Here is an 18,051-nt window from a genome sequence, read left to right on the forward strand (position 1 = left end):
CGTGCTTGCCAGCGCAGTGCAAGCCGTGCGACACCTCGCGCCATGGTCGCGGTCGCACGCTTTGCCAGACATTTCGGACCCGTGGTGGATGCGCTCTATCCGCCGCGGTGCCTCTCGTGCGGGGCGGCGATTGCAAGTCAGGCGGGGCTGTGCGGCGACTGCTGGAGCAGCCTTGAGGTGCCCACCCACGCCGAGAGCGATGTGGGCGCTGTCCCGGTCTATACGGCAACCTATTACAACGAGACGTCGCGCAAGTTGGTGCTGGCTTACAAGCACGGGGGGCGGATTGCGCTTGCGCGGCTGCTTGCGCAGCTGATCGCGGCCCGCCTGCCCGAGTCGCAGGTAGGGCGTCCGCCGCCGGTGTTAGTGCCGGTTCCGCTCCACCGCTGGCGGCTGTGGCAGCGCGGGTTCAACCAGGCTGCGCTGCTGACCCATGAGCTGGCGCGGTTAGGAAAGGGCGAACCTGCAGTCGAGGCGTTGGAGCGGCACAAGCGCACGCCCAATCTTGGCGGATTGGGGCGAGAGGCACGCGAGCGGGCACTGACCGGAGCGATCCGGCTCAATCCGGCATGGTCAGCGCGTTTGGCGGGGCGTGATGTCGTGCTGGTGGATGATGTGCTGACCAGCGGCGCAACCAGCAGAGCCTGTATTGCGGCCCTAGCCGACGCTGGGGCCGCGTCGATTTCGGTCGCTTGTTTCGCCCAGGTCGATCAGGATCACCGACTCACCCACCCGTAAAACATAACGCCCGAGGTCTTTCGACCCCGGGCGCCACGTGACGAAACGGTGCGGATCCACCCTTGCGGGCTGTGGCAGCGACCCCCTAACTTCGCTGCCGGGATCCAATCCCTATCGTTCAATCGGTCGCGCTGGCACCCCGCTGCCAGCTTGCGGTCCGATCACCCCCTGAACCTGACACCGGGCGGTGCCATTGTTCGGTGGAGAACCCCTTGCGAAGGCTCCTGACGCGCTTCTTCCACGCTGTTGCATTCGGCGGAAGATCAAACCTGTGATAGGCGCATTTTTTGCGTGCGCCTGTTGTGTGCGTGCAACAATCGTCGCATGAGCGCGCCCGTTACGACATTTCCTGCGCACCGGGACGGACCCCTGCGCATGGCTTATCTGCGTGGAGTTGCAAGGTGACCGGCACAAGCCTGACCCCTGAAGAACGCGAGAGCGGCGCCGTATTCGCGCCGAAGTTTGACGCGGCCGGACTGCTCACCGCGGTGGTGGTCGATGATGCCAGCGGCGCGGTGCTGGTGGTCGCGCACATGAACGCCGAGGCGCTTGAGGCGACGCTCAGCACAGGCAAGGTCCACTTCTGGTCCCGTTCGCGCGGGGCCTTGTGGATGAAGGGCGAGACATCGGGGAATGTCCTGACTGTGGTGCAGACCCTTGTCGATTGTGATCAGGACGCGCTGGTGATCCGTGCCGTGCCTGCGGGGCCAACCTGCCATACCGGCGCCCGCAGTTGCTTTTATCGGCAGATCGAATCGCGTGATGGCACGCCGATGCTTGTGAGGGTCTGAACTTGACGCTCACGTAAACGGAAGGTATGGAGCGGGCATGGCTACCGCTCCTGCACCCACCGAATCCTCGGACCCCGCCCAGCACGCTCCCAAGGATCCGGCCAGCGAGCCGCGTCGCAACGGCGCGCATCTCGACAGGCCCGATGTCCACGAGCGGGAACAGTTCACCATCTCCGATCTCACGTCGGAATTCGGCTGCACCGCCCGCGCGCTGCGGTTCTATGAGGATGAAGGGCTGATCAATCCGGCCCGCGTCGGCCTCACCCGCGTCTATTCCAAGCGCGACCGCGCCCGGCTTGCCTGGATCATGCGCGCCAAGAATGTCGGTTTCAGCCTCACCGAAATCCGCGAGATGATCGACCTTTACGATCTTGACGATGGCCGCGTCGAACAGCGCCGCGTCACGATTGCCAAGTGCCGCACGCACATTGCCAAGCTGAAAGAGCAGCGCGACGATATCGATAGCTCGATCAAGGAGCTCACCGATTTTGTCGCCGAGATCGAGAAGCTCGACCTCGGTTGAGCCGATAGGCCCACCGCTACTTCAAACAATTCTGCTCACCAAAGGGATCACGTGATGCCGACCTATACCGCCCCCACCCGCGATACGCGTTTCATCGTCAACGAAGTGCTTGATCTGGCGAGCTACGGCAATCTGCCGGGCTTCGAGAACGCCACGCCCGACATGATCGACACCGTGATCAACGAGGCGGGCAAATTCTGTGCCGAGGTGCTCGCACCGGTCAACCAGTCGGGCGATGAGCATGGCTGCACCCGCCATGAAGACGGCAGCGTCACCACGCCTCCGGGTTTCAAGGAGGCTTATCAGGCCTATGTCGAAAGTGGTTGGGGCACGCTCGGCCAACCGGTCGAATATGGCGGGCAGGGGCTCCCCCATGTGCTGAGCTTCGCGCTGGAGGAATTCTCCGGCACCGCCAATCAGGCCTTCGCGATGTATCCGGGCCTGACCGCAGGCGCGATCTCGGCGATCCTTGCCAAGGGTTCGGACGAGCAGAAGGCGATGTATGTCCCCAAGATGATCTCGGGCGAATGGTCGGGCACCATGAACCTGACCGAACCGCACTGCGGTACCGATCTCGGCATGATCCGCACCAAGGCTGTCCCGAACGGCGATGGCAGCTATGCGATCACCGGCACCAAGATCTTCATCTCGGCCGGCGAGCATGACCTCACCAGTAACATCATCCACCTCGTGCTGGCCAAGACACCGGGCGCGCCTGACAGCACCAAGGGCATTTCGCTGTTCATCGTGCCCAAGTTCCTGCTCGACGAGAACGGCGAACCGTCGGCGCGCAACGGCGTGACCTGCGGTTCGATTGAAAAGAAGATGGGCATCCACGGCAACGCCACCTGCTTGCTCAACTATGACGGCGCCACGGGCTACATGGTGGGCGAAGAGAACAAGGGCCTTGCGGCCATGTTCATCATGATGAACGCCGCGCGCCTCGGCGTCGGCATTCAGGGCTATGCTCAGGCCGAAGTCGCCTATCAGAACGCGGTCAGCTACGCGCTCGACCGGCGTCAGGGCCGCGCGCTGACTGGCCCGGCCGATCCGCAAGCCAAGGCCGATCCGATCTTCGTCCACCCCGACGTGCGCCGCATGCTGATGGACGCCAAGGTGTTCACCGAATCGATGCGGGCGCTGTGCCTGTGGGGCGCGTTGCAGGTCGATCTGACCCACAAGGCGCAGACCCCCGAAGAGCGCGAGCAGGCCGACCTGCTGATCGGTCTGATGACCCCGGTGATCAAGGGCTACGGTACCGACAAGGGCTATGACATCGCCAACAATATGCAGCAGGTGTTCGGCGGCCACGGCTATGTGCGCGAATGGGGCATGGAGCAGTTTGTGCGCGATAGCCGCATCGCCATGATCTACGAAGGCGCCAACGGGGTGCAGGCGATGGATCTGTGCGGCCGCAAGCTGGCCGCTGGCGGGGGCAAGGCGATCCAGGCCTTCTTCGCCATGATCGACGAGGAAATCGCGTCGGCCAAGCAGATCCCCGAACTGGCCTCGGTCGCCGAGCGGCTCGAAAAGGCGCTGGGCGAGCAGAAGGCGGCGACCATGTGGTTCATGCAGAACGCGATGGCGAACCCCAATCACCTCGGCGCGGGCGCGCATCACTACATGCACATCATGGGCATCGTGACGCTCGGCTTCTTCTGGCTGAAGATGGCCAAGGTGGCGCTCACCAAGCTGGCGGGTGAGCCGGAGGACAAGGCGTTTTACGAGGCCAAGCTGGTCTCCGCCAACTACTACGCTGAACGCTTCCTGCCCGATGCTGGCGCGCTGCGCCGTAAGCTCGAGGCGGGCAGCGAATACATGATGAAGCTTCCGGCCGAGGCCTTCGCCACGGCGGCGTAAGCCTCACTCGCCAATGAAATGACCAAGGGCCGTCCTGCCATCCGCAGGGCGGCCCTCGGCTTGTCGGCCCTAGCGTTCGGCTTCCTCGGCCAGCGCGTAAAGGTAGTCCACATAAGCCATAGTCACCTCGTCAAGGCCATAGACCTTGGGGTTCGTGCTCTCGATCAGGAACCACTCATTGGGAGCATGCGCGCCGCCGCCACGGCCGAGGCCGAATTGCGAGGCGGGCAGGTTCAGCGGCGGACCATTGAACACCACCCCCGGCCAGCTCCCCGCATTGCGCGGGCGGATGGTATAGGGGACCCCGCTTTCGTCGAACATGCGCTTCTGGGCGCGGATCAGGATCGAGTCCTCCTCGGTCTCATTGGGACCATAGCCGCCTGAGACCGTGACTTGCACATCATCGAACCCGCGCTTGGCAAGATGCGCGCGCAGTTTGGTGACCGCCTCGTCCTTCGTCATGTTCGGCACCAGGCGGAATTCCAGCTTGGCTTCGGCGCGGCCGGGCAGCACGGTCTTGCCGCCTTCGCCGGTATAGCCCGCCACCAGCCCCTGGATATTGACCGTGGGCTGCGAGAAGAACCGCTCAAGGCTGGTGACGTAATCCTCATCATTGATCCAACGTCCGACGCCGAGCAGCGCCTTTTCGCCTGCTTCCGCGTCTGGCTTTACGCTCTGCGCTATCAGCTCCTTCTGGCGCGCGGTCAGCGGCTGGACGTTCTCGAACCATCCGTCGATCGCCGGGGTATGGCCATCATCGGCAACCAGCGTGTCCAACGCCTTGACGAGCCGCCACGCGGGGCTTTCGATGCGGGCATGGTTGGACGAGTGGATGTCGGTCTTGGGATATTTGTCGGATGTCTCACCGCCGACCACGAGCTGGAACTCGACCGCACCCTTGGCACCGAGCGTGATACCCGCGCTCCCGTCGCGATTCTGATTGGCCGAGGGGATGAACACGCCGACCGCCTTTGATAGCGCAGCCTGAACCTCCGGCACGGCGACGACCTGATCGAAATGGGTCGAGGCGACTTCCTCTTCGCCTTCCGCCACCAGCACCAGATTGACGGGCAGCTTGCGGCCACTCGCCTGAATCGCCTTGATCGCGGCGAGGAAGGCCATCTGCGGCCCCTTCTGGTTGACGACTCCGCGCCCGACAATGGCGCTGCCTTCACCGGGACGATCGACCAGCTTGGCATCAAGCGGCGGCGAGTTCCATTCCGCCGGATCGAACTGCTTCACGTCATACATGAAGTAGATGCCGACAGTGGTCTTCGCACCCGAATCGAGCGTGGCGAACACGGCAGGAACGCCGTCGGTTGGGATGATCTTGGCCTGCTGGAACCCGGCGTCGAGCGCCAGCTTGCGCATATATTCCGCGCCTTCGGGCGTGCCGCGCTTCTCGGCAGCGATCGTGGGAAGGGCGACCCAGTCTTGCAGCGCCTTGACGGTCGCATCCTGCTGCGATTCGACCACAGTGACAAGCGCTTGGCGATTGGGCGTTTCTGCGGCCAGCGGTGTTACCGCGAGCGCGATGGCCGCAGCCATTGTCATTCCTGCAAGTCGCTTCATCACCCGTCTCTCCCCATCCTGTAAAGGAGAAGAGGTAACAGCCACCATTGGTTTCGCAATGGCTATTGCGGAAAGCGGAGAGAGCCTACCTAATCGAGCCGGCCCATCATCCGCTGTGAGCTCGCCTTGATCTTGAGACCCTTGGCAGCGGCGGGGGCGGCGGGGCGTTCCCACAGGCTTGCCGAGTTTCGTGCGACGGGCCGCGGTCGTGGCGCGGCTGTGGCGGGGCTTTGCGCTGCTTTTTCGCGCGCCGGTTCGGGAGCGGGCTGGTGAACAGGTGCCGCGGCAGCAGGTGCCGGTGCGGCGGCGACAGGTTCGGACTCTGGCACGGGCTCTTCGGCCACCGGCTCGGGCATTGCCACAACCGGTTCGGGAGCAGGGGCTGCGGGAGAGGGGGGCGGGGCGACTGGTTCGGGTGCTGGTGCAACGGCTTCGCCAACAGGTTCAGCCACGGGCGGCGCGGCGATTGGTGGGGGCGGTTCAACGGCTGCGGCCGGGGCGGACGGCGCTGCCGGTGGTTCCTGCTCTGCGGTCGCGCTGAGGATCTGCTCCGCCACCTCTTCAATCGAGCCGACCACCAGCAGCGGTTGCCCGCCGACCATCCCAACGTTGGTTTGGCCGTTCTCGGCGGTGCGCAGCCATGCGATATTGCTGGCCACGACAAGATAATTGCCGCCGCGCGAATGGAGTTTGATGAATTTCATGGGTGGCGGTTCCCGGGCAGTTACGCAAAAAGCGTGATAATCCTGTGCCCGAGATAGACCGCTACGGTTAAGGAATCGCTCTATTCCACCGGCAAGAAGTCAGGCACCGACAGGTAGCGCTCACCGGTATCGTAGTTGAAGCCCATCACCCGCACACCGTCCGGCAGTTCAGGCAGCTTGCGCGCGATGGCGGCAAGGGTCGCGCCGGAGGAAATCCCGACCAGCATGCCTTCCTCACTCGCTGCGCGCCGCGCCATCTGCTTGGCCTCCTCGGCATCGACGGTAATGGCCCCGTCAATCGCATTGGTGTGGAGGTTGCCGGGGATGAAGCCAGCGCCAATGCCCTGGATCGGGTGGGGGCCGGGCTGCCCACCGTTGATCACGGGCGAAAGCGCGGGCTCGACGCCATATGCCTTCATGCTGGGCCAGTGCTTCTTCAGCTCCTCAGCGCAGCCGGTGAGGTGGCCACCAGTGCCGACTCCGGTGATCATCACGTCAATCGGCGTGGCGGCGAAATCAGCGAGGATTTCCTGCGCCGTGGTGCGCGCGTGGATCGCGGGGTTGGCGGCATTGTCGAACTGGCTTGGCATCCACGCGCCGGGGGTCTGTTCGACCAACTCCTGTGCTCGCTCAATCGCGCCTTTCATGCCGCGTTCGCGCGGGGTGAGATCGAAGCTGGCGCCATAGGCCAGCATTAGGCGGCGACGTTCGATCGACATCGATTCGGGCATGACCAGCACCAGCTTGTAGCCCTTGACCGCAGCCACCATCGCCAAGCCGATCCCGGTATTGCCGCTGGTGGGTTCGACGATGGTGCCGCCGGGCTGGAGCTTGCCCGTCGCCTCGGCATCCTCGACCATCGCAAGCGCGATACGATCCTTGATCGAGCCACCGGGGTTCGACCGCTCGGACTTCACCCACACCTCGTGATCCGGGAACAGCCGCGACAGGCGGATATGCGGGGTGGCGCCGATGGTGGCGAGGATGTTGTCAGCCTTCATGTCGATACCTCTCGTTTGAGCGCAGCTGGCTCGAAGCTTTTGGCGCGGCGCAGTTCAGGGAAATACCACGCCCAGACCATAGTCACGAATATCGCACCCGCGCCGCCGAATACAACCGCGCCGGTTGCACCGAGGATGGCAGCGGCGAGGCCCGATTGCATTTCGCCCAGCTCGTTGGATGCGGAGATGGCAAGGCCCGAGATCGATGACACCCGCCCGCGTTTGTCGTCCGGCGTGAACAGTTGCACCAGCGACGAGCGGATGAAGACCGAGACCATGTCGACCGCGCCCATTGCCGCCAAAATCGCCAGCGACAGCAGGAAGTTGCGCGAAAAGGCGAAGGTGATCGTCAGCGCTCCGAAGGCGGCAACCGCCCAGAGCATCTTGAGCCCGACTTCGCGTTCAAGCGGGCGGAAACTGAGCCACAACGCCACGCTCGCTGCGCCCAGCGCAGGCGCGGCGCGCATCAGGCCGAGGCCTTCCGGCCCCACAAACAGGATATCGCGCGCGAACACCGGCAGCAAAGCCGTGGCCCCCGCCAGCAGCACCGCGAACAGATCGAGCGTGATGCAGCCGAGCAGGAACCGCTCACGCCAGACATAGACCAGCCCTTCGATGATCTGCTTGAGCGGCTTGAGACGCGGGCCCTCATGCTTCGCCTTGATCGGCCGGACTGTGAGGATCAGCAACATCGCCGCGCCCAGCAACCCGGCGGAGATCGCGTGCGGGAGCCAATTGGCCTCGGCAAAGATCAATCCGCCCACCGCAGGGCCGGCAACGCTCGCAGTCTGCCAGGCGATTGAGGATAGCGCGATAGCGCGCGGGAGCAAGGCGGGCGGCACGATATTGGGCGCAATCGCGCTCATCGACGGGCCGACAAACACCCGCGCTGCGCCATGCGCCGCGGCAAGGCTGAACAGGATCGGGATGTTGAGCGCATCGGCCCACGTCGCCAGCGCCAAAATGACCGCCACACAGCCATCGATCCCATTGGCGAAGGCCGCGACATGGCGCCGGTCGAATCGATCGGCGGCCAGGCCCGCAACAGGGGTCAGCACAAACAGCGGGATGAACTGTGCAAGGCCCAGCAAGCCAAGCTGGAACGAGGCCTCGGCCACGCTCATCCCGTAATCGTCGCGCGCGACTTCGTAGAGCTGGTAGCCAAGCAGCACCACCATCGACATCGTGGCGAACACCGCCATGAAGCGGGCGAGCCAGTAACGCCGGTAATCGCCGATCTGAAGCGGGGAGGTTGGTTCGGTCACGGCTGCGCCATGGCAGGCCGCAGGGCCGCTGCCAAGCAGGCGAAACTTGCGCGGGCTAAGGCTGCCCTATCGCGAGCGACGCAGGCGCGGGTTGGGCTGAAGCTGGTCGATGATCGCGACGAAATCGTCGAGCCGAATAATCCGCTCGAACTGCAAACCCGCCCGCGTGTCACGCGTCCAGATCACATAGGCCTCGATCCGGCCCACCACGGGAAGGCGGATGATGATCCGGTCACCGCGCTGCAATTGCCTGGCATCGTCAACCATGAAGCCGTGGGCCGACAGGTTGCAGACGTGCAGATGCAGGTCGCCGTGCACGAAGTGCTCGACAATCGCGGGGAAATCGACCGGATGCCGCGCCGCGCGCCGCATTTCGGTAACGCTGAGATTTGCTCCACCCGTCACGTGATGCGTTCCTTCTCTCCGTTTGGGCACAAAGAGGGGATGCAGCAGAAAGGCTGACAATTCGTAAAAATTCGGAGGTTTAGCGATGCACCAGCGCGTGACGCTTCTTGCCCAGGCTGAGCCGCAGCGTCTCACCCTCGGCCGGGAGGACCAGTTGCGCCGGGTCGCTCACGGTCTCACCCTCAAGCTTGACCGCACCTTCGGCGAGCTTGCGCTTGGCTTCCCCGCCTGAAGCGGTGAGTCCAATGGCGGTGAGCAGCGCGGCCAAGCGCATCCCCTCTGCGCCGACCGCAAGCGTGGGGAGATCCTCACCCGCACCCGAACCGGCAAAGGTTTCGCGCGCGGTTGCTTCGGCACGGGCGGCGGCATCCTCGCCGCGCACCAGCTTGGTGACTTCATTGGCGAGCACCACCTTGGCCGAATTTATTTCTGCGCCTTCAAGCGTTTCGAGGCGATTGATCTCATCCAGCGGCAGGTCGGTGAACAGCCGCAGGAACTTGCCGACATCGCGGTCATCGACGTTGCGCCAGTATTGCCAGAAATCGTAGGCGGGCAGTTGATCCTCGTTGAGCCACACGGCACCCGCCGCAGTCTTGCCCATCTTCGCGCCGTCAGCCGTCGTCAGCAGCGGGGTGGTAAGACCGAACAAATCGGCCCCGTCCATGCGCCGGCCGAGCTCCATCCCGTTGACGATATTGCCCCACTGATCGCTGCCACCCATCTGCAAACGCACGCCAAGTTCGCGTGACAAATGCCTGAAATCGTAACCTTGCAGGATCATGTAGTTGAATTCGAGGAAGGTCATCGGCTGTTCGCGCTCAAGCCGCAGCTTGACCGAATCGAAGGTCAGCATCCGGTTGACGGTGAAATGGGTGCCGACCTGCTGAAGCAGTTCGATGTAACCCAACTTGCCCAGCCAATCGTGATTGTTGACCATCACCGCGTCGGTCGGCCCATCACCGAATTTCAACAGCTTATCAAAGACAGTGAAGATCGACTGGATGTTCGCCTCGATCGTCTCGTCGGTGAGCATCTTGCGGCTCTCGTCGCGGCCCGTGGGATCGCCGATCCGGGTTGTGCCGCCGCCCATCAGCACGATCGGCTTGTGCCCGGTCTGCTGCAAGCGGCGCAGCATCATGATCTGCACCAGTGACCCGATGTGGAGCGACGGCGCGGTTGCGTCGAACCCGATATATCCCGGCACGATCTGCTTTGCGGCCAGGGCATCAAGCCCTGCTGCGTCGGTCAGCTGGTGGATGTAGCCACGCTCGTCGAGCAGGCGGAGGAGGGCTGAATCGTAAGTGCTCATGGCGCGGGGCCCTACCAGCGCACAGGCGTGACGGGAAGTGGCTTGCCGGGGCCGGGGCGCAAGGGCAGTAACAGGCGATGCACCCGCTCATGCTCCACGTCGCCTGTGGCCTCGGCCCGATCCGCGCTGTCACCGCCTCTATCACGGCCACGCCCCACGGCTGTGAGGCGGAATTCCGGGTCGACGGGCATATCCCGGCGATCATCGTGCCGCCGCATGCCGCACCTCAGCGGATGGACGATCTGTGGAAGACCACCTGTTTCGAGATTTTCTGGCAGCCATTGGGCGGGACGGCCTACCGCGAGTTCAATCTCTCGCCTTCAGGTCGCTGGGCGGCCTATGATTTCGACTCGTTCCGCGAAGGGATGCGCGATGCGCCGGTCGAGGCGATTGCCATCGCTTGTGCTCACGACGATCATGGCTTGGTGCTTAAAGCCAGCATCGCCGCCGATTTGCCCGCGCCCGCCCAAGTCGCGCTTAACGCCATTGTCGAGCACCCGGGCGGATCGCGGCAGTTCTGGGCGCTGGCTTTTCCGCCGGGGCCGCCAGAGTTTCACTCGGAAGCCAACCGCCAACTGATCGTCGAACGCTAGGGCGCGGTCGCTTCCTTGCCGAACGGGCGGTTGAGCTGCACGATCTTCAGGTTGAGCATGAAGGCGAAGCTGACCCACACGAAATAGGGCACATTGAGCCACCCGGCAAAGCTGTCCCCCGCCAAACGCGGCAGCACCACCATCAGCGACGTCACCGACAGCCACAGAAGCACGTTCTCGGCCAGCGCCCAGTCGGGCCTTTTCAGCTTGAAGAACAGGGGCGACCACAAGAAGTGGAGCACGAAGTTCGCGATGAATAGCGCCCAAACCCCGGCACGGGCCTCAGGCGTGGGGGCCTCCGTCAAACCGACATAGAAGCTCCAGCCAGCCAGCCCGAGAATGATCGTCCACGCCGGGCCGAACAGCCAGTCAGGCGGCTGCCACGGCGGCTTGCGCAGCTCGCGGTACCATTGGCCGATCTCCGTCAGCGCACCGCCTGCGCCGCCAAGGATAATCGCCCATCCCGCGGCGATAGCTATCGGTGTCCAATCTGTGTCCATGTGCCTGTAACAAGGGGAGGGGGCGCAATGTTCCCGCCAGCGCGCAAAGCGATTGCCTTTCATATCGCGCTGATCCAACGCTAGGCAGATGAAGACAGGCATCGACCGGCTGCTGGCCGACCCCGAACTCCTCCGCCAATTGCAAGGCCGCCGTGTTGCCTTGGTGGCGCACCCGGCCAGTGTGACGGCCGATCTCACCCATAGTCTTGACGCGCTGATCGCGGCGGGCGTGCCGGTCAACAGTGCCTTCGGGCCCCAGCACGGGCTGAAAGGCGACAAGCAGGACAACATGGTCGAGACCGCGGACGAGATGGACCCGCGCTACGGCATCCCGATCTTCTCGCTCTATGGCGAAGTGCGCCGACCCACCGGCCAGATGATGTCGAGCGCGGATGTGTTCCTGTTCGACCTGCAAGACCTCGGGTGCCGGATCTACACCTTCGTGACGACGCTGCTGTATCTGCTCGAAGAAGCGGCCAAGGCGGGCAAGGAAGTCTGGGTGCTCGACCGGCCCAATCCCGCTGGTCGTCCGGTCGAAGGCACGCTGCTGGTGCCGGGTCAGGAGAGCTTTGTCGGCGCTGCGCCGATGCCGATGCGCCACGGCCTCACCATGGGGGAGATGGGCCACTGGTTCATCGCGCATTTCGGTCTCGACGTCGCCTACAAGGTGGTGGCGATGGAGGGTTGGCGTCCGGACGACAGTGACGGCTTCGGCTGGCCGACGTCACGCCTGTGGATCAACCCTTCGCCGAATGCCGCCAACGTCAACATGGCGCGCTGCTATGCTGGGACCGTGATGCTGGAAGGCACCACGCTGTCAGAGGGTCGCGGCACCACGCGGCCATTGGAGGTGCTGTTCGGCGCGCCCGATATTGACGCGGGCGGCGTGCTCAAGGTCATGCGAAAGCTCGCGCCCGAGTGGCTGGAGGGTTGCGCGATCCGGGAATGCTGGTTCGAACCGACCTTCCACAAGCACAAAGGTATGCTCTGCAATGCATTGATGATCCATGCAGAATCTTCTTTATACGATCACGCCGCCTTCAAGCCCTGGCGGCTTCAGGCGCTAGCGTTCAAGGCGATCCGGCTGCTCTATCCCGATTACCCGCTGTGGCGCGATTTCCCTTACGAGTACGAGCTCGACCGGCTCGCAATTGACGTCATCAACGGCGGCCCGGGTCTGCGCGAATGGGTCGACAACGCAGCCGCGACGCCGGATGAGCTTGACGCCATGACGTCACATGACGAAGCCGCCTGGATCGCCGCAGTGCGGCCGCACCTGCTTTACTGATTGACGTCATGTCCGTCATTGCGGCGTTATTGCGCCTGCAACGACCCGGCAATGCTACAACAACGGATGGCGGATGAACCGCCACCAATGGGAGAGAACTGGACATGGCAACCACGGCGGACACCGCGTCCGGCACGCAATCTGTCAGGATCACCTTGTGGATCCTGCTGGTCGTCTATGTCTTCAATTTCATCGACCGTCAGATCGTCAACATCCTTGCCGAACCGATCGCGCGCGACCTTGATCTGTCGGACACCCAGATCGGGTTGATGACGGGGTTGGCCTTTGCGCTGTTCTATACCGTGCTCGGCATCCCCATCGCGCGCTTTGCCGATCGCGGGACGACGAGCCGGCCCAAGGTGATTGCGCTCGCCTTGGCGGTCTGGTCGGCGATGACGGCGCTGTGCGGGCTGGCGCAGAACTTTGCGCAATTGCTGCTTGCCCGGATTGGGGTGGGTGTGGGCGAAGCGGGATGCACGCCGCCGGCGCACTCGCTGATCAGCGACATGGTGCCGCCCGAGCGGCGCGCTTCGGCCCTCGCGTTCTATTCGCTTGGCATCCCGGTCGGCACGCTGATGGGCATGATGATCGGCGGAACGCTGGCGGACCATGTCGGTTGGCGTGAGGCGTTCGTGATTGTCGGCCTGCCGGGCGTGGCGCTGGCGCTGGTGGTGCTGCTCGTGATCAAGGACCCGCGCCACAGCGATGCGGCGGCGATCCTGCGCGGCAAGAACCAACCCGCTGCCCTGCCGCTGGGACAGGCGGTGGCGGAGGTCATGCGTTCGCGCGCGTTCGTGCTGCTGCTGTTTGCTGGATCAGCGGCGTCATTCCTCGCCTATGGCAAGACGACCTGGACCACGATCTTCTTCCAGCGCACCCATGACCTGACACCGGGGCAGGTGGGCCTGTGGTTCGGGCTGCTGGGCGGGGCCGCGGGGATTCTCGGCACATGGGCCGGCGGCTATCTCGCCGACCGCTTCGGTGCCAAGAACCGCCGCCACGTGTTGAGCGCGCCTGCCATCGGCATGGCGCTGGCTGTGCCGATCGCGATTGCAGCCTACCACGCGCCAAGCTGGCCGCTGGCTTTGGCACTACTGTTCATCCCGACGGTCTTCAATTCGTTCTACTACGGCCCCACCTATTCTGCTGCACAGGGTCTCGTGCCGGTGCGCGCGAGGGCAATTGCGGCGGCAAGCCTGCTGTTCTTCCAGAACCTCATCGGGCTGGGGCTGGGGCCCTTGTTCTTCGGGATGCTGTCAGACTGGCTGCAACCGACCTATGGCGCGGACTCGGTGCGCTATGTGCTGTACGGCGCGGCGGTCCTGGGGCTGGTGCCGGCGTTCTTCTTCTGGCGGTGCAGCTTGCATCTGGATGCGGAGCTGGACCGGAAGGGGTAGCGCGCCAGTCGCTAACGCTTGCGCAAAAACTCCGCCTCTTGCTCAGGAGTAAGCCTGATCCGACCAAAAGGACGGCCTGCCGGAAGCCCTGCGCTTTTGACCATAATGACTGAGCAGCCATCGATGCGTCGGTCGACTGCATAGATCAACTGCCCCATTTCCGCCGTGGCGGGACCGCGTTCAAAGCGCGGCTGCCGACCGGGATTGTTGGCTGTTGGCAGTGCGTTGCCGTCGCATTTGTTGCCCGCCAGAAAGTCCGGCCGCAATTCGCGCAAGGCTGCAAGCGGAGCCTCATCAGGGGTCGACGGCGGGGAAGGAGGGGCGTCGCTGGCCCCGAGAAGGGCTATGACGAGCGGCAGTGCCAGATATTGCATCGTGGTCTCCTCGGGGAGCGGAATACCACAATGTCACATGATTCAAAAGACTTCGCTCAAGCCCCGTGCTTGCGCGACAGCTCCCGCATCGCATCGTCCAGCCCGTCCAGCGTCAGCGGATACATCCGGTCGCCCACCAGCTGTTTGATCATCTTGGTCGACTGCGAATAGTTCCACTGCTTCTCGGGCACCGGATTGAGCCACACGGTGGCGGGGTAGGTGTTGGTGACGCGCTGCAACCACACCGCGCCCGCTTCCTCGTTCATATGCTCGACCGAGCCGCCGGGGTGCGTGACCTCATAGGGGCTCATCGCCGCGTCGCCGACGAAGACGATCTTGTAGTCGTGGCCATATTTGTGGAGCACGTCCCAGGTCTTGGTGCGTTCCTGCCAGCGGCGCTTGTTGTCCTTCCACACGCCTTCATACAGGCAGTTGTGGAAGTAGAAGAACTCCATGTTCTTGAATTCGCTGGTGGCGGCGCTGAACAGCTCCTCGACCAGCTTGATGAAGGGGTCCATCGACCCGCCGACATCGAGGAACAACAGCAGCTTGACGGCATTGCGGCGCTCGGCGCGCATATGGATGTCGAGCCAGCCCTGCTTGGCCGTGCCCTTGATCGTGGCGTCAATATCCAGCTGATCCTGCGCGCCTTCGCGGGCGAAACGGCGCAAACGCCGCAGCGCCATCTTGATGTTGCGGGTGCCAAGCTCCTTGGTGTTATCCAGGTTCTTGAACTCGCGCTTTTCCCAGACCTTGATCGCCTTGCCATGGCGCGCCTCGCCGCCGATGCGCACGCCTTCGGGGTTATAGCCTGAGTTGCCGAACGGCGAGGTGCCGCCGGTGCCGACCCACTTGTTGCCGCCCTGGTGGCGCTTTTCCTGTTCTTCGAGCCGCTTCTTCAGCGTCTCCATGATCTCGTCCCAATCGCCAAGCGACTTGATCGCTTCCATTTCCTCGGGCGTCAGGAACTTCTCGGCGACGGCTTTCAGCCAGTCTTCGGGGATGTCGACCGGGTTCTGGCCGTAATCGGTCATGATCCCCTTGAACACCTTGTGAAACACCTGATCGAACCGGTCGAGCAGGCCTTCGTCTTTCACGAAGGTGGCGCGGGAGAGGTAGTAGAACGCCTCGGGCGTCTGATCGATCACGTCCTTGTCGAGCGCCTCAAGCAAGGTGAGGTGCTCTTTGAAACTGGCGCCGATACCGGCCGCGCGAAGCTCGTCGATGAAATTGAAGAACATGGGAGGGTGATTAACCCGCAGGTTGGGGCCTGACCAGCCTCATTCTTGGCAGGCGGACAGCCGCCCCCTTAACGCTTCGCTTACCATCCTGCGGCTAGACATTCTGCGCACCCAACAGAGGCCGCTTCCGTAATGCATCAGATCGCTATCGACACCGCCAACGCCCAAGCCTTGGCGATGATCCCGGAAAGCTGCGGTGCGGTAACCGTGGGCTGCACCGATGTGGCCGGGGTCGTCGAGGCAGTGATCGCCTCGTCCAAATCCTTGCGGTCCGAACACGAGGCGCTGGCCGAAACCGTGCGCGCGCTGGAGGCCGATCAGAGCAAAGTCGCCCAAGCGAGCGACGAGGCACGGCTTCTGTCGGAACGCGCGATCGAGCGCCTCAACGAAGGCACGTCGCTGATCCAGTCCTCGCTCGGCCAGATCGCCTCACTTATCGAGTTGGTCGATACGCTTGGCCAGCACGTCACCAGCTTCTCCGCCGCGATGGAGCAGGTGCGCCGTTCTGCGCAGGACATCGACAATATCGCCGAGACGACCAACATCCTCGCATTGAACGCGACCATCGAAGCGATGCGGGCCGGCGACGCGGGCCGCACCTTCGCGGTGGTCGCCGCGGAGGTCAAAAGCCTCGCCAGCGATACCCGCAAGGCGACCGAGGAAATCGCTGCCACCATCGACGCTCTGGGCGGCGAGGCGGAGGAAGTGATCGGTCGCATCGAAGCCGGGGCAAAGGCCAGCGGCGAGGCACGTGCCAGCGTGGCGCGGATCGAAAGCAGCCTCGCCAATGTCGGCAGCCTCGTCGAGGAGGTCGACAAGCAGAATGACGTTATCGCCCGCTCGACCGGCACGATCAGCAACCATGTCGACAAGGTGCAGCGCGTGCTGACCAGCTACGATGTGGCCGCGCGCAGCAACGAAGATCGCCTCCACGGCGCGCATCGCAAGATGGAAGATCTGGAGATCACCGCGAGCGAGATGTTCGACCGGATCGTTCATGCCGGGCTCAGCCCGGAAGACAGCGTCATGGTCGCACAGGCGCAGGCAATGATGCAGGAGCTCGCCGCCCACACCGAGGCTGCACTGGCGCGCGGCGCGGTGACGATCTCGGCGCTGTTCGACACCGATTATCAGCCTGTTCCGGGCACGAACCCCCAGCTTTACCGCACCCGGCTGACCGACTGGGCCCATGCCGAATGGCGTCCCTTCCTCGACCGCGCCAAGGCGAGCGATCCCCGCGTGCTGGCCGCGGCCTGCACCGACATGAACGGCTTCCTGCCGACCCATCTCACCGAACGTTCCCGCACGCCGACGGGCGACGTCAATCACGACACGCAGTTCTGCCGCAACGGGCGGATCATGCTCGAGGCCATCGACCGCAAGGCCAAAGTCTCAACCGCGCCCTACATGATGGCAGTCTATCGCCAGGAGGGCGACGGTGACAGCTACGTGGTGGTGCGCAATGTCTACGTCCCGCTGGTGCTGGGCGGCAGGCGCTGGGGCGATTTCGAGCTGGCTTACAGCTTCGATTGAGCAGTGAGGGCGGGTTCCTACCCGCCCCCCGCCATTTACGACGGGTTGCGCCGTGCCATGAAGGCGAGGCGTTCGAACAGCATGATGTCCTGCTCGTTCTTCAGCAGCGCGCCATGCAGCGGCGGGATCGCGCTCGCCGGATTGCTGTTCTGCAACACCTCCAGCGGCATATCCTCGTTCAGCAGCAGCTTGAGCCAGTCGAGCAACTCGCTGGTCGAAGGCTTCTTCTTCAGGCCCGGCACTTCGCGAAGGTCGTAGAAGATATCCATCGCCTTCTTCACCAGCACCTTCTGGATGCCGGGGAAATGGACGTCGATGATCTCCTGCATCGTCTCGCGGTCAGGGAACTTGATGTAGTGGAAGAAGCAGCGGCGCAGGAAGGCGTCGGGCAGCTCCTTCTCGTTGTTCGAGGTGATGACGACGATCGGGCGTTCCTTCGCCTCGATCCGCTCCTGCGTTTCGTAGACGTCGAAGCTCATGCGGTCGAGCTCCTGCAACAGGTCGTTCGGGAACTCGATATCGGCCTTGTCGATCTCGTCGATCAGCAACACGGGGAGCTGGGGCGCGGTGAAAGCGTCCCACAGCTTGCCCTTCTTGATGTAGTTCCTGATGTCGTGGACGCGCTCGTCCCCCAGCTGGCCATCGCGCAGACGCGCCACGGCGTCATACTCGTACAGGCCCTGATGCGCCTTGGTGGTGGACTTGATGTTCCACTCGATCAGCGGAGCGTTCAGCGCCTTGGAGATTTCATGGGCCAGCACGGTCTTGCCGGTGCCGGGCTCGCCCTTCACCAGCAGTGGGCGGCGCAGCATCACGGCGGCATTGACCGCGACCTTGAGGTCTTCGGTCGCGATATAGGACTTGGTGCCTTCGAAACGCTGCTGATCGGTCATCGGTTTTCCTGTGAGACTGAATTTCGATGCGCAGCGATAAGGGGCGGGCGGCGCGGGTGCAAGG

Annotated in this window: 18 protein-coding genes; 8 read left to right on the plus strand and 10 right to left on the minus strand. The window is 63.6% G+C overall.

Features of this window, described 5'->3' with window-relative positions; genetic code table 11:
• The first annotated feature begins 42 nt into the window (after window positions 1–42).
• The 4 genes from GVM20_RS07270 (at window position 43) to GVM20_RS07285 (ending at window position 3,912) form a co-directional block, all read left to right on the plus strand.
• Window positions 43–738, plus strand: coding sequence for a ComF family protein (locus tag GVM20_RS07270; protein ID WP_166546553.1), 696 nt, complete (start codon window positions 43–45; stop codon window positions 736–738).
• A 401-nt stretch (window positions 739–1,139) separates the two neighbouring features.
• Window positions 1,140–1,529: a phosphoribosyl-AMP cyclohydrolase gene (gene hisI / locus GVM20_RS07275; RefSeq protein ID WP_353653122.1), complete on the plus strand. Its 390-nt coding sequence runs from the start codon at window positions 1,140–1,142 to the stop codon at window positions 1,527–1,529.
• Window positions 1,530–1,566: 37 nt separating this feature from the next.
• Window positions 1,567–2,052, plus strand: coding sequence for a MerR family transcriptional regulator (locus GVM20_RS07280; RefSeq protein WP_166546554.1), 486 nt, complete (start codon window positions 1,567–1,569; stop codon window positions 2,050–2,052).
• Window positions 2,053–2,106: 54 nt separating this feature from the next.
• On the plus strand, window positions 2,107–3,912 hold the full coding sequence (locus GVM20_RS07285; RefSeq protein ID WP_166546555.1) for an acyl-CoA dehydrogenase C-terminal domain-containing protein: 1,806 nt from the start codon (window positions 2,107–2,109) through the stop codon (window positions 3,910–3,912).
• Window positions 3,913–3,981: 69 nt separating this feature from the next.
• On the opposite strand, the gene GVM20_RS07290 is transcribed toward GVM20_RS07285, so the two are convergent.
• The 6 genes from GVM20_RS07290 to tyrS all read right to left on the minus strand — a co-directional run bounded on the left by GVM20_RS07290 (window position 3,982) and on the right by tyrS (window position 10,168).
• The gene (locus GVM20_RS07290) at window positions 3,982–5,460 is read right to left on the minus strand and encodes a M20/M25/M40 family metallo-hydrolase (protein WP_234031894.1); all 1,479 of its coding nucleotides are present in this window, start codon (window positions 5,458–5,460) and stop codon (window positions 3,982–3,984) included.
• Window positions 5,461–5,573: 113 nt separating this feature from the next.
• Window positions 5,574–6,188: a hypothetical protein gene (locus GVM20_RS07295; RefSeq protein WP_166546466.1), complete on the minus strand. Its 615-nt coding sequence runs from the start codon at window positions 6,186–6,188 to the stop codon at window positions 5,574–5,576.
• An 80-nt stretch (window positions 6,189–6,268) separates the two neighbouring features.
• Window positions 6,269–7,189: a cysteine synthase A gene (cysK, locus tag GVM20_RS07300; RefSeq protein WP_166546557.1), complete on the minus strand. Its 921-nt coding sequence runs from the start codon at window positions 7,187–7,189 to the stop codon at window positions 6,269–6,271.
• Window positions 7,186–8,454 (minus strand): MFS transporter, encoded by a 1,269-nt coding sequence (locus tag GVM20_RS07305; protein ID WP_166546558.1) that lies wholly within the window; start codon window positions 8,452–8,454, stop codon window positions 7,186–7,188. The genes cysK and GVM20_RS07305 overlap by 4 nt, the downstream gene beginning before the upstream one ends.
• Window positions 8,455–8,520: 66 nt before the next feature.
• Entirely contained in the window at window positions 8,521–8,859 is a 339-nt protein-coding gene (locus GVM20_RS07310; protein WP_353653123.1) for a PilZ domain-containing protein, read from the minus strand.
• A 79-nt stretch (window positions 8,860–8,938) separates the two neighbouring features.
• The gene (tyrS, locus tag GVM20_RS07315) at window positions 8,939–10,168 is read right to left on the minus strand and encodes a tyrosine--tRNA ligase (protein ID WP_166546559.1); all 1,230 of its coding nucleotides are present in this window, start codon (window positions 10,166–10,168) and stop codon (window positions 8,939–8,941) included.
• Between the two features lie 77 nt (window positions 10,169–10,245).
• On the opposite strand from tyrS, the gene GVM20_RS07320 reads away from it, so the two are divergent.
• On the plus strand, window positions 10,246–10,761 hold the full coding sequence (locus GVM20_RS07320; protein WP_166546560.1) for a DOMON domain-containing protein: 516 nt from the start codon (window positions 10,246–10,248) through the stop codon (window positions 10,759–10,761).
• Here the strand turns inward: GVM20_RS07320 and GVM20_RS07325 are convergent.
• Window positions 10,758–11,261, minus strand: coding sequence for a TspO/MBR family protein (locus GVM20_RS07325; protein ID WP_166546561.1), 504 nt, complete (start codon window positions 11,259–11,261; stop codon window positions 10,758–10,760). The genes GVM20_RS07320 and GVM20_RS07325 overlap by 4 nt on opposite strands.
• An 88-nt stretch (window positions 11,262–11,349) precedes the next feature.
• Here GVM20_RS07325 and GVM20_RS07330 point away from each other — a divergent pair, with 88 nt between their 5' ends.
• On the plus strand, window positions 11,350–12,549 hold the full coding sequence (locus tag GVM20_RS07330) for an exo-beta-N-acetylmuramidase NamZ family protein (protein WP_166546562.1): 1,200 nt from the start codon (window positions 11,350–11,352) through the stop codon (window positions 12,547–12,549).
• A 104-nt stretch (window positions 12,550–12,653) separates the two neighbouring features.
• On the plus strand, window positions 12,654–13,946 hold the full coding sequence (locus GVM20_RS07335; protein ID WP_166546563.1) for a spinster family MFS transporter: 1,293 nt from the start codon (window positions 12,654–12,656) through the stop codon (window positions 13,944–13,946).
• Window positions 13,947–13,957: 11 nt separating this feature from the next.
• Here the strand turns inward: GVM20_RS07335 and GVM20_RS07340 are convergent, their stop codons facing one another.
• Entirely contained in the window at window positions 13,958–14,320 is a 363-nt protein-coding gene (locus GVM20_RS07340) for a hypothetical protein (protein WP_166546564.1), read from the minus strand.
• A gap of 56 nt (window positions 14,321–14,376) precedes the next feature.
• Window positions 14,377–15,561, minus strand: coding sequence for a vWA domain-containing protein (locus GVM20_RS07345; RefSeq protein ID WP_166546565.1), 1,185 nt, complete (start codon window positions 15,559–15,561; stop codon window positions 14,377–14,379).
• Window positions 15,562–15,693: 132 nt separating this feature from the next.
• Between GVM20_RS07345 and GVM20_RS07350 the strand changes: the two genes are divergently transcribed.
• A complete protein-coding gene (locus GVM20_RS07350; protein ID WP_166546566.1) occupies window positions 15,694–17,094 on the plus strand; it encodes a methyl-accepting chemotaxis protein in 1,401 nt (466 codons plus the stop codon).
• Window positions 17,095–17,129: 35 nt separating this feature from the next.
• On the opposite strand, the gene GVM20_RS07355 is transcribed toward GVM20_RS07350, so the two are convergent.
• Window positions 17,130–17,987, minus strand: a complete 858-nt coding sequence (locus tag GVM20_RS07355) for an AAA family ATPase (RefSeq protein WP_166546567.1) — start codon at window positions 17,985–17,987, stop codon at window positions 17,130–17,132.
• Between the last annotated feature and the right edge of the window lie 64 nt (window positions 17,988–18,051).

The sequence above is a fragment of the Porphyrobacter sp. SLTP genome (genome assembly GCF_009905735.1).
Classification (GTDB): Bacteria; Pseudomonadota; Alphaproteobacteria; order Sphingomonadales; family Sphingomonadaceae; genus Erythrobacter.

Excerpts from the sequence above, each read along its gene's own strand:
- GVM20_RS07270 (WP_166546553.1), top strand. The coding sequence starts at position 43 with ATGGTCGCGGTCGCACGCTTTGCCAGACATTTCGGACCCGTGGTGGAT.
- GVM20_RS07355 (WP_166546567.1), bottom strand. The coding sequence starts at position 17,987 with ATGACCGATCAGCAGCGTTTCGAAGGCACCAAGTCCTATATCGCGACC.
- GVM20_RS07340 (WP_166546564.1), bottom strand. The coding sequence starts at position 14,320 with ATGCAATATCTGGCACTGCCGCTCGTCATAGCCCTTCTCGGGGCCAGC.
- GVM20_RS07285 (WP_166546555.1), top strand. The coding sequence starts at position 2,107 with ATGCCGACCTATACCGCCCCCACCCGCGATACGCGTTTCATCGTCAAC.
- GVM20_RS07320 (WP_166546560.1), top strand. The coding sequence starts at position 10,246 with ATGCACCCGCTCATGCTCCACGTCGCCTGTGGCCTCGGCCCGATCCGC.
- tyrS (WP_166546559.1), bottom strand. The coding sequence starts at position 10,168 with ATGAGCACTTACGATTCAGCCCTCCTCCGCCTGCTCGACGAGCGTGGC.
- GVM20_RS07290 (WP_234031894.1), bottom strand. The coding sequence starts at position 5,460 with ATGGCTGCGGCCATCGCGCTCGCGGTAACACCGCTGGCCGCAGAAACG.
- GVM20_RS07330 (WP_166546562.1), top strand. The coding sequence starts at position 11,350 with ATGAAGACAGGCATCGACCGGCTGCTGGCCGACCCCGAACTCCTCCGC.
- GVM20_RS07345 (WP_166546565.1), bottom strand. The coding sequence starts at position 15,561 with ATGTTCTTCAATTTCATCGACGAGCTTCGCGCGGCCGGTATCGGCGCC.
- GVM20_RS07325 (WP_166546561.1), bottom strand. The coding sequence starts at position 11,261 with ATGGACACAGATTGGACACCGATAGCTATCGCCGCGGGATGGGCGATT.
- GVM20_RS07335 (WP_166546563.1), top strand. The coding sequence starts at position 12,654 with ATGGCAACCACGGCGGACACCGCGTCCGGCACGCAATCTGTCAGGATC.
- GVM20_RS07280 (WP_166546554.1), top strand. The coding sequence starts at position 1,567 with ATGGCTACCGCTCCTGCACCCACCGAATCCTCGGACCCCGCCCAGCAC.
- GVM20_RS07295 (WP_166546466.1), bottom strand. The coding sequence starts at position 6,188 with ATGAAATTCATCAAACTCCATTCGCGCGGCGGCAATTATCTTGTCGTG.
- cysK (WP_166546557.1), bottom strand. The coding sequence starts at position 7,189 with ATGAAGGCTGACAACATCCTCGCCACCATCGGCGCCACCCCGCATATC.
- GVM20_RS07350 (WP_166546566.1), top strand. The coding sequence starts at position 15,694 with ATGCATCAGATCGCTATCGACACCGCCAACGCCCAAGCCTTGGCGATG.